The 9,398-nt window shown below is 52.7% G+C and carries 13 protein-coding genes; 10 read left to right on the top strand and 3 right to left on the bottom strand.

Annotated features, from left to right (window positions below; translation table 11 throughout):
- Window position 1: 1 nt before the first annotated feature.
- Window positions 2-577, bottom strand: coding sequence for an LLM class flavin-dependent oxidoreductase (locus tag ACR0J8_RS23530; protein ID WP_480892669.1), 576 nt, complete (start codon window positions 575-577; stop codon window positions 2-4).
- 13 nt (window positions 578-590) lie between these two features.
- Window positions 591-941, bottom strand: coding sequence for a CmcJ/NvfI family oxidoreductase (locus tag ACR0J8_RS23525; protein ID WP_480892672.1), 351 nt, complete (start codon window positions 939-941; stop codon window positions 591-593).
- On the opposite strand from ACR0J8_RS23525, the gene ACR0J8_RS23520 reads away from it, so the two are divergent.
- On the top strand, window positions 888-1,481 hold the full coding sequence (locus tag ACR0J8_RS23520) for an alpha/beta fold hydrolase (RefSeq protein ID WP_480892666.1): 594 nt from the start codon (window positions 888-890) through the stop codon (window positions 1,479-1,481). The two genes, ACR0J8_RS23525 and ACR0J8_RS23520, sit on opposite strands and share 54 nt — an antisense overlap.
- Window positions 1,482-1,684: 203 nt before the next feature.
- Here ACR0J8_RS23520 and ACR0J8_RS23515 read toward each other — a convergent pair whose 3' ends face one another.
- A complete protein-coding gene (locus ACR0J8_RS23515) occupies window positions 1,685-2,572 on the bottom strand; it encodes a LysR family transcriptional regulator (protein WP_480527299.1) in 888 nt (295 codons plus the stop codon).
- Window positions 2,573-2,676: 104 nt separating this feature from the next.
- On the opposite strand from ACR0J8_RS23515, the gene ACR0J8_RS23510 reads away from it, so the two are divergent.
- From ACR0J8_RS23510 to ACR0J8_RS23470, 9 genes are all read left to right on the top strand, one after another.
- Window positions 2,677-2,967 carry a putative quinol monooxygenase gene (locus ACR0J8_RS23510; protein WP_480527298.1) on the top strand — a complete coding sequence of 97 codons (291 nt, stop codon included), beginning with the start codon at window positions 2,677-2,679 and terminating at the stop codon, window positions 2,965-2,967.
- A 26-nt stretch (window positions 2,968-2,993) separates the two neighbouring features.
- Window positions 2,994-4,007 (top strand): zinc-binding alcohol dehydrogenase family protein, encoded by a 1,014-nt coding sequence (locus ACR0J8_RS23505; RefSeq protein ID WP_480527296.1) that lies wholly within the window; start codon window positions 2,994-2,996, stop codon window positions 4,005-4,007.
- Window positions 4,008-4,031: 24 nt separating this feature from the next.
- Entirely contained in the window at window positions 4,032-4,388 is a 357-nt protein-coding gene (locus ACR0J8_RS23500; protein WP_480892662.1) for a VOC family protein, read from the top strand.
- A 144-nt stretch (window positions 4,389-4,532) separates the two neighbouring features.
- Window positions 4,533-4,916 (top strand): nuclear transport factor 2 family protein, encoded by a 384-nt coding sequence (locus ACR0J8_RS23495; RefSeq protein ID WP_480892660.1) that lies wholly within the window; start codon window positions 4,533-4,535, stop codon window positions 4,914-4,916.
- A gap of 136 nt (window positions 4,917-5,052) precedes the next feature.
- A complete protein-coding gene (locus ACR0J8_RS23490) occupies window positions 5,053-5,556 on the top strand; it encodes an aggregation factor core (RefSeq protein ID WP_480527291.1) in 504 nt (167 codons plus the stop codon).
- Window positions 5,486-6,022, top strand: coding sequence for a TspO/MBR family protein (locus tag ACR0J8_RS23485; RefSeq protein ID WP_480892656.1), 537 nt, complete (start codon window positions 5,486-5,488; stop codon window positions 6,020-6,022). The genes ACR0J8_RS23490 and ACR0J8_RS23485 overlap by 71 nt, the downstream gene beginning before the upstream one ends.
- Window positions 6,023-6,033: 11 nt before the next feature.
- Complete coding sequence (locus ACR0J8_RS23480; RefSeq protein ID WP_480527288.1) at window positions 6,034-6,588, top strand: CIA30 family protein; 555 nt, start codon at window positions 6,034-6,036, stop codon at window positions 6,586-6,588.
- A gap of 339 nt (window positions 6,589-6,927) precedes the next feature.
- On the top strand, window positions 6,928-7,941 hold the full coding sequence (locus ACR0J8_RS23475; RefSeq protein ID WP_480892653.1) for an adenylate/guanylate cyclase domain-containing protein: 1,014 nt from the start codon (window positions 6,928-6,930) through the stop codon (window positions 7,939-7,941).
- 141 nt (window positions 7,942-8,082) lie between these two features.
- Window positions 8,083-8,781, top strand: coding sequence for a hypothetical protein (locus ACR0J8_RS23470; protein ID WP_480527284.1), 699 nt, complete (start codon window positions 8,083-8,085; stop codon window positions 8,779-8,781).
- The last annotated feature ends 617 nt before the right edge of the window (window positions 8,782-9,398 follow it).

The raw sequence follows: 9,398 nt of genomic DNA, 5'->3' as shown, positions 1-9,398 counted from the left end.
CTCAGCATTGGGTTGGAAAAGTCCGGTCGCATTCGAACGGAAAGTGGCCTAAACGAGCACTTGGGGCGGCACAAAAATGGGACAGGTCCAAGTCAACGCTGTCGCGGAAACGTTCATCCCTGTCATCATAGCTCTGGTTCATCGCCGGGTACTCCTCGGGGCGGTCGCCCGAAGCTACACCCAACAACAACCGTCCACCCGACAGCGCATCTGCGGTCGCTGCTGCCTTGGCCACATGTGCCGGGTGGCGCAATGGTAGAATTACACTCGACGTTCCAAGCGCAATCCGGTCTGTCGCCGTTGCAAGTGCACCCAGATAAACAAAGGGATCAAAGACCTGTCCGGGATCACCAAAGCTTGGAACATTAAACGGCACGTCCCGCAGCCACAGTGCTGCAAACCCAAGTTCCTCTGCCCTCTGAGCCGCTTCCAGATGTTCCCGCAGCGTCGGCTCTGCGCCGACTGCGTATGCTTCAAGCGGTAACACAAGGCCTACGCTTAGACGCCCCGGGCGAAACACCCGGTTGTAGGCCACGTTGATTTGGGCAAACTCAGTCGGCTGCGTTTCATCCAACATGTCAGGACCCCCTTTAATAGCGCACCAAAGTGCGGCTCTCGATGCTCTTGCGAATTGTAGTGATATTTGGATCCTCGACCATATCAAGCGCGCTATGCGCAATCGATGGAAGGCCGCGATTGTCGTAGATGTTAAAGATCGCGACCTCATCTGGCGTCATCTTGGATTGATAGATCCACTCATGTTCGGGGTTTCCCACCAGCCCCATGATTTGCCCTTTGCGTTCGGGGTAGATCAGGTCCAGCAGGATCCAGTCAGACGGATCAACCGATGATGGGCGAACTACACCTACCAACGCCATGTAGACTGGATGTCCGAGTGGTTGCGGAAAGTTGACCTGACTGGCATCACATTGGTGTGTCAGGACTGGGGCGGACTCATTGGCTTGCGGCTGGTTGCAAGTATGCCCGAGCGTTTCTCTCGTGTGGTTGTGGCGAACACGGCCCTACCTACCGGTGACGTGCCCTTGGGTGAAGCATTTCTTTCATGGCGAGAATATTCACAATCCGTGCCTGAATTTAATTCGGGCCGTATTGTATTCGGCGGTACAACATCGAAGATTTCCGATGAAGAGGTTGCAGCCTATAACGCACCGTTTCCGGATGCGCGCTATCTGGCAGGCGCTCGCGAGTTTCCAGTGTTGGTGCCCGACAAACCCGACAGCCCAGCTTCAGAAGCCAACCGAGCCGCATGGAAAACCCTCAAGACCCTCAATACTCCGTTTCTGACCGTTTTTGGAGAAGATGACAGGGTTATGGCGGGCGTAGAAAAACTGTTCCAAAAGTCGATCCCTGGGGCAGTTGGTCAAAATCATACCGTTTTGCCAAAAGCCGGGCATTTCATTCAAGAAGATGCCGGAACAGAATTGGCACATGCGACTCTGAAATTCATCGAGCAAACCTAGCGGCTATCAGTCGGTGTAACTCTTTGGAATGCTCGCCTTGAAAAGATGTTCGATTGCGGAACAGTTACCGGGCCGTACGCGGCTGCCGAAAGTTCTACTGCATTACAGCTAAGATGACCCCTTCGATTCAATTGCTTTGCTGATAGCGAGGACTGTACATCGTAGCCAACTGAAGAAGCGATCTAGTGATTGCTCTCGCGGCCTCAACTCACACCAAATTTGCGACGCAAATGCTCAGCTAAGGCTGTTATGCGACGTGGTTGGGCTCGGCTCGGCGGAAACATCATTTGCAAAGGTTTCGGTGGTGGGAGGAAGTCGCGCAAGACAGAAATAAGTCTGCCAGATCGAACATCGTCGCTGACATCCAGCTCGGACTTCAATACGACCCCATGGCCTGCAATCGCCCAATCGCGAATGAGTGAACCATCATTGACTATTCGGTTTCCATCTACCGATACCCGCTGGGCATTTGGTCCTGATCCAAACTCCCAAACGTTGTCGATCATGTCGCCAAACCTCATGACCAAGCAGTTGTGGTTTAAAAGATCTTCTGGTTTTTCAGGCGTTCCGAATAAGGCTAGGTAACTTGGGGACGCACATACGAAACGTTGGTAGCTTCCTAAATTTCGTAATCTGAGCGAGCTGTCTGTGATGTTGCCGAAGCGAACGGCGAGGTCAAAACCCTGGCCTACGAGGTCGACGTAGCCGTCTGAGAGGGACAGTTCGATTGAGACGGCAGGGTTCTCTTCGGTGAATTCGGCAATAACCTCGGAAACAAAGCTCCGCCCCAAATCGATAGGCGCGCTTATGCGAATTGGACCAGACAGAGTTTCGGCGCCGTGCCGAACAAGTGTATCCAGGTCCGCAACCTCACTGAGTACGCTTTTTGCTCCGTCAGCTAGTGTCCGACCTTCTTCGGTCAGGCTAATTGACCGGGTGGTGCGGTTGAACAAAACCACTCCGTAATGTGCCTCCAGAGCCGCGAGTCTCTCGGACACTGTCGTGCTCGACATCCCAGTTGCGCGCGCCGCAGCCACAAGACTGCCTTTCTCGGCTATAGTCAGAAACAAGCGAAGATTGTCTAAAAGCATTAAACGGAATTTCCGGATTATATGTTCGATCTCGATCTGTTTATCCCGAAGGGACTGCGGCGTAAATCTGGCACATCGCACTAGAACACAAGGGACCTATTCCAATGGCCAAGCTGACAATCGTCGCCAACATCAAAGCCAACCCCGACAAGATCGACCTCGTAAAGGGTGAGCTGATCAAGCTCATCGACATAACCCGTGCCGAAGAGGGTTGCATCAACTACGACCTGCACCAGGACAACGACAACCCGGCCCATTTCGTATTCTACGAAAACTGGGAAAGCAGGGAGCTTTGGCAAACCCACATGGGTGCTCAGCACCTTGCGGCTTACCTGGAAGCAACAGAGGGTGCCGTTGCAGGATTCACGTTGAATGAAATGACAGTCATCGGTTGATACAGAACCGAACAAAGGAGCACTTTATGAAAGCCGTGGGATACCGTGAGACAGGGTCGATTGATCGGGCGGACGCCTTAATCGACTTCGAGGCCGACAAACCGACGCCGAAGGGGCATGACTTGTTGGTGAAAGTGCAGGCCGTTTCAGTGAACCCGGTCGATACGAAAATTCGGCAAAAACGTGCTCCTGTAGGTCCAGCACCTGATATTTTGGGGTGGGACGCAGTAGGCATCGTCGAAGCAGTTGGCGAAACGGTTGAGACTTTCCGTCCGGGAGATGCAGTTTGGTATGCCGGGGCAATAGACCGACCGGGAACCAATGCCGAGTTTCATCTGGTGGATGAACGTATTGTCGGATCAGCGCCAAAATCCATACCGGCGAAAGCAGCTGCGGCGATGCCGCTAACGACGCTTACTGCCTTTGAGATGCTGTTCGACCGCTTGCGAGTCCAAGATGCCGTTTCCGGCGGAACCAATACGTTGCTGGTTATTGGTGGCGCAGGCGGTGTCGGGTCAATCACCATTCAATTGGCGCGGGCTCTCACTGACTTGACGGTGATTGCCACTGCGTCCCGACCCGAGACGCAAGACTGGGTTCGAGAGCTTGGCGCACACCATGTCATCAACCATGCGGAACCTTTGGGCGCGCAACTCGGGGCTCTCGGTATCGAAAGCGTGGATTTCATCTATTCAACGAACCAGTCCGAGCTATACGCATCTGAAGCTGGAGAGGTGATGACACCTCAAGGTCGCTTTGGGTTGATTGATGATCCTGAAACCTTCGACATCGCGCCGTTCAAACCCAAATCGATCTCATTGCATTGGGAGTTCATGTACACTCGGTCGCTTTTTGGGACTGGAGATATGAATCGTCAAAGCGAAATCCTGAATCAGGTCGCCGCGTTGATAGATGATGGAGAGATCAGATCTACAGCGACTGAAACACTTGGTAGGATCAATGCTACAAACTTAATGAAAGCGCATGCTATCCTCGAAAGCGGCAAGGCCAAAGGAAAGCTCGTGCTTGAGGGTTTTTAGATGAGAATTGAGCGGCTGGATCATGTGAATATCGTGACCACAAGGTTGCCTGAGATGGTTGCTTGGTATGAAGAGGTCCTGGGTTTGAAACCTGGGGTCCGCCCTGATTTTCCGTTTCCCGGAGCTTGGTTGTACGCGGGTGATGAAGCCGTGGTTCACCTTGTGGGTCACGAAGGAACGCCAAATGTTGGCTCTGAAGTGAAGCTCAAGCTCGAGCATTTTGCGCTCTCAGCCATAGGGTTGAGAGCATTCGAGGAAAAACTGATCTCGTGTCAGATCCAGTATCGCAAAACTGACGTCCCGGGCGCCCGAATGGTCCAAATCCATGTGGCCGATCTTGATGGGAATCATATTCATATAGACTTCGAAGAAACCGAGTAAGTGTCCAACTCTATTAATAGTCGGAGCGCAAATTTAAGCTGTTAAACTCTTGGCAATTAGTGGTCGAGATCTTTGCCGGGTTGCTTCCAAGAATTACGCGGACCAACATTTTTGGGCGGTACAAACGTCGATTTGGAGATCAGTATGCCGGACCTCAAAACAAACAAGAAAAACGTCATCGCTTTCTACGAAATGATGTTCAACGCGTGTAGACCAGCCGAGGCCATAGCAACCTTTGTTGGTGAAACCTATACGCAGCACAACCCGCATGTTGGCGACGGCAAGCAAGCCTTTGTCGAGTATTTCGAGCGCATGGCCGCCAAATACCCGGGAAAGCGCGTGGACATCAAACGTGCCTTTGCTGAAGGCGATCACGTTGTTCTGCATTGCCATCAGATCTGGCCCGATGGTCTCGAGTACGCAGGGATCGATATTTTTCGCCTGGACGTTGACGGTAAGGTTGTCGAGCACTGGGACGTTCTTCAGGAAGTTCCAGCAAACAGCGAGAATGACAATGGCATGTTTTGACTTCGCCGTTCTGACTGCGGAGCATGGGAATTCGAAAGGTCCTGTCGGCTAAACCACGACAGTCAAAGGGTATAAGTCTGATCCAAGAAACCCACCCAGGCGTATCCATCAAGAACCCTTTAGCAAGGAGAAATATATGCTCCCGAAGTGTATTCTCGTGGCGACCGTCGGATTATTTGCGGCCACGTCCCTTCAGGCTGGTGTGCAAATTCGATTCATAGAAGGCGCACCCAAGGACCGTTTTGTTCTGACAAACCTCGGAGCTTGCGAAGTAGAAGCTTCGACCCTCAAAATTGACTTGTCGCAATCCGCCGGACGTCTGATTTTCGACGTTACCGAAAAGGGTGCGGGCGTGGAGGTATTCCAACCTCTCGAATTCGCTGAGGGTGCGGATTCTCTGCGGCAAATCCCAGCGGTCGTGGACGGGCAAGATACAATTGAACTTGAAATCGCCTCCCTCGCAGCCGGGGACACACTCGCCTTTACCATTGATGTCGATGACACTATCGGGCAACGCGAAATCACCGTAACGGGGTCGGAGATCGAAGGCGCCACGGTGTCATATACCGATGCGGATAAGACCAGTACGGCGACCTTCTCTTCCGAAGCACTTGTCAACGTTACGACCAAGGACTGCTGAGAGCTATCCTGCAATGTCGAACTGGTTGATCCGCATAGCATTTCTTGCGCTCGTGTTGGGAGGTGGCATCCTGATCGGTACACTGACTGCACCTGGCGATTGGTATGCGCAGCTTTCTAAACCGGCTTTCAATCCACCTAATTGGATTTTTGGACCGGTTTGGATGGTGCTATATGTCTTGATCGCTATGGTTGGTTGGCGTCAGTTTGAAACAGACCGAAGCTCGACCGCCATGAAGTTGTGGTGGGCGCAGATGGGTCTGAACTTTTTGTGGTCCCCAGCCTTTTTCGTACTGCAACTTCCGTGGTTGGCCCTTGTGGTCATTGTCGCGCTGTTGGTTGTCATCGTCATGTTCATCGCTCGGATTAGGAATTCAGATCAGGTCTCCGCATTGGCCTTCGTGCCGTACTTCGCGTGGGTCGCATTTGCCACGGCGCTGAACCTTTCCATTGCGATACTGAACTGAGAAGGAACAATATGCGTGTCAACTTCATTGGGCTTGTTTCAGGTCTTGTTATCATCGGATGCACAATGGCTCAGGCTGATGGAAAACTGACCGAAGACTTCTCCAAGTCTCCGGAGACGCGTTGGGATTACGTTGCCGACACCGTCATGGGAGGGGTTTCTTCAGGGCAGGTGCAGTTTCGTTCGGAAGGTGATGTCGCATTTGCGCGGCTGACCGGAACCGTGAGTACAGAAAATAATGGCGGCTTCATCCAGTTCCGACGCAAGTTGTCTGATCGACCAAATGAGGGTGTATCAGGTGTCAGGCTACTTGTACGGGGGAACGGCGAGCAATACTTCGTTCACCTCAGAACACGTGGTACGGTGCTCCCGTGGCAATACTATCAGGCCGCGTTTGCAACTTCTGACGAATGGACCGAAGTCTCTTTACCTCTGTCAGGCTTCAAAGCTTCAGGTGCCATGTTACGCGCTATTCCCGTTGCTGACGAAATCACCTCCGTCGGAGTTGTAGCCTTCGGGCGCGATCACGAGGCCCGCGTAGATGTCAGCGAGATTGGTTTCTATTGAAGTTCAGGTTCCGAAATTCACCTCGGTTGCCAACCAATGCGAAACTTGAGGTTGTTTTGTCTGACGGCGCCGATTTCGCGGAAACGTCGACCGTCCGGCTGCAGGGTTGGCGGTTTTGACGCAACGTCATTTCGAACGTACTCTGGTAGCAGCGAAGCGCAAACGAGGACCATGTCTGATCCCGAGAACATAAATGAATCCGTCGCGGAACCTAGGTCGCACGCTGTAGCCGATGGTATCGGAAGGGCAACGGAGGAATTCAGAATTTCGATGCCAATGGGGATCGGGGCCGTTTTGGCTGCACTTGCCTCTTTGGCCACGTGCTATTCCGGGATACTGGTGACTTATTTGGTTGGCTATGAAGCGCTTTCCATAAACCCACATGTGCAAGCGGTGCTCATGTGGGTGCTTGCTTTGTTGGCGGTCAGTTTCTTGTGGAGAGACCGTAAACGACATGCCAAAGAGCTTCCACTCGTCCTTGGTGGGATTGCTGCCCTTATTTTGATTATCACGCTGTATTTCGGCTATGACGAACGCGTCGAAGCGCTCGCCTATGTACTTTTGGTGATTGCAGCTTTGCTAAACCAGAACTTTATACTCGATGCGTTAAACCACAAGGTTCGTGACCAGACGCATGAAATAGAGGCATTAAACGAAAGGCTTACCGAGAAGGTGAAGCGCCAGGAAGGCGAAATTGACAGGCTGGGGCGACTTAAACAATTCCTTGCGCCTCAGGTGGCGGAGCTTGTCGTAGAAGAAAATTCTGAAGAGCTTCTTAAAACCCATCGTCAATACATCTCTTGCCTATTCTGCGACATCCGCAATTTCACCGCCATTTCCGAGGCGATTGAGCCGGAAGATGTCATTACCCTTCTCCAGCAATTCCACGATGAGGTCGGTCAATTAGTTGCCCAACACAAGGGGACGATTGGATACCGAGCTGGAGATGGTTTGATGGTCTTCTTCAATGATCCGGTTCCCTGCGAGCAACCCGTCCTGCAAGCCGTGCGGTTGGCTAAAGCAATAAGCGAAGCCTTTGACAGAATTCGAGCACCCTGGCAGAGGCTTGGGCATGCGATGGGTTTGGGTATCGGGATCAGCAGCGGTTACGCAACCCTTGGGCTTATCGGGTTTCATGGTCGTGCCGACTACACCGCTATCGGCGGCGTGGTGATCACTGCATCGAGGCTTTGCGATTTTGCCAGCGACGGGCAGATCCTTTTGAACCAACGGGCGCTTTTAGACATAGAAGATTATGTGGAGGCAGAAGAACTGGAAGAAAGAGAGCTGAAGGGCATCGGTAACCCCGTGCAGATTTTTCGTGTTCTCAGTCTCTCTGATCAGGCAAAGTGATGCGCTTTGTCGTTAGGAGTTCACGCGTTCTTTGTTTTATTCGCTGCGGTGCCAGTTCCCTAATTCGTGAGCGCTATTCCGTGGACCCAAACGGAGCTTGCGACTAGCATCAGTGATTACACAGCACGAAGGGAGACACAAATGTTGAAGTTCACCAAACGAACAACTGCCCATGGGGTTGCTGCACTCTTAATCTGCTGTTTCACAACGGCTGTACAGGCGCAATCGGTGGGTGACGAGATGTCGTTTTTCATAACTAGTGTGGGCAAGGGGGACGGGGCTAATCTAGGCGGCCTCGAAGGCGCCGATGCCCATTGCAATGCACTCGCTTCCGCGGCCGGTTCTTCCAAGACATTTGCGGCCTATTTGAGTACCTCAATGTCCATTGATCGCAGCACCGACCCGATGACAATCACCAATGGCATTTCTGCACGCGACCGGATCGGATCGGGCCCCTGGCACAATGCCAATGGAGAGCTCATCGCCAACAATGTTGAAGACCTGCACAGCGACAGCGTGAACATTAGTCTACAGAGCGCGCTCGACGAAAATGGTAACCCCGTCAATGGGCGTGGCAGTCAGCCGAATAAACATGACATTCTGACCGGCTCCGATTCTGCTGGATACTTCTCGACGGCAGGTGGTGACACGACTTGCAGTAACTGGACTTCGAATAGCGAGGACGGATCTGCGATTGTTGGGCATCATGATCGTATCGGTCTCAATGATGCTCGAAACATGGTGTCCTGGAACTCATCGCACGGCTCGCGTGGATGCGGGGAGGAACATCTGCCTCGTTCTGGCGGGGCGGGCCTGTTTTATTGCTTCGCAACCGACTGATCAGGCGGCATTGGTACGCGCGTCGTCCGTGTTGCGCCTGATATTGCCTGGTCAGTTGTTGGGGTCGTGTTCTGGAAGCGTTTTTTGGGGTGCATGCTGCGACCGAAGCATCTTGGGCCGGGCAGGACAAATTGCGAACCATGGCGCCAATCGGCGAGCGTTTGGAATTGACGGCGGAAAGGGTCGTTTTCGGGGGAAGCAGGGACGGGGCATTTTGGTTTGGGAACGCCTGAAGAAGTAGGCGTCAGTGGCAATCCGCGAACGATCACTTCGTTCGCTATTTGACAAACGAATAAACCGCAGAGGACGAATTGAGCGATCAGCATCGGCCTTGAACCTACGTGCCGGTTTGTAGGCGACAGATCTACTATCACTGGACAGAGTCAGAACTGCTGGTGACTGTAAAAGCCACTTTCAGCGGCGGAGATACTCTGTGGAACATATTGCACAAATGACCATGGGGTACTTGCTACACCTACCATGCCTTTGCTTTTCCAACCGTTCTATCTCGGCTTTCAACAACGCATGGACCTGTCCCATTTTTGTGCCGCCCCAAGTGCTCGTTTAGGCCACTTTCCGTTCGAATGCGACCGGACTTTTCCAACCCAATGCTGAGT

The organism is Ruegeria sp. N11, from assembly GCF_056531525.1.
This window is presented reverse-complemented; position numbering and strand designations above follow the sequence as displayed.

Bases quoted from the DNA above. Each gene is read 5' to 3' on its own strand.
- ACR0J8_RS23490 (WP_480527291.1), top strand. From the start codon at position 5,053: ATGCTCCCGAAGTGTATTCTCGTGGCGACCGTCGGATTATTTGCGGCC.
- ACR0J8_RS23530 (WP_480892669.1), bottom strand. From the start codon at position 577: ATGTTGGATGAAACGCAGCCGACTGAGTTTGCCCAAATCAACGTGGCC.
- ACR0J8_RS23480 (WP_480527288.1), top strand. From the start codon at position 6,034: ATGCGTGTCAACTTCATTGGGCTTGTTTCAGGTCTTGTTATCATCGGA.
- ACR0J8_RS23470 (WP_480527284.1), top strand. From the start codon at position 8,083: ATGTTGAAGTTCACCAAACGAACAACTGCCCATGGGGTTGCTGCACTC.
- ACR0J8_RS23505 (WP_480527296.1), top strand. From the start codon at position 2,994: ATGAAAGCCGTGGGATACCGTGAGACAGGGTCGATTGATCGGGCGGAC.
- ACR0J8_RS23510 (WP_480527298.1), top strand. From the start codon at position 2,677: ATGGCCAAGCTGACAATCGTCGCCAACATCAAAGCCAACCCCGACAAG.
- ACR0J8_RS23495 (WP_480892660.1), top strand. From the start codon at position 4,533: ATGCCGGACCTCAAAACAAACAAGAAAAACGTCATCGCTTTCTACGAA.
- ACR0J8_RS23485 (WP_480892656.1), top strand. From the start codon at position 5,486: ATGCGGATAAGACCAGTACGGCGACCTTCTCTTCCGAAGCACTTGTCA.
- ACR0J8_RS23520 (WP_480892666.1), top strand. From the start codon at position 888: ATGTCCGAGTGGTTGCGGAAAGTTGACCTGACTGGCATCACATTGGTG.
- ACR0J8_RS23515 (WP_480527299.1), bottom strand. From the start codon at position 2,572: ATGCTTTTAGACAATCTTCGCTTGTTTCTGACTATAGCCGAGAAAGGC.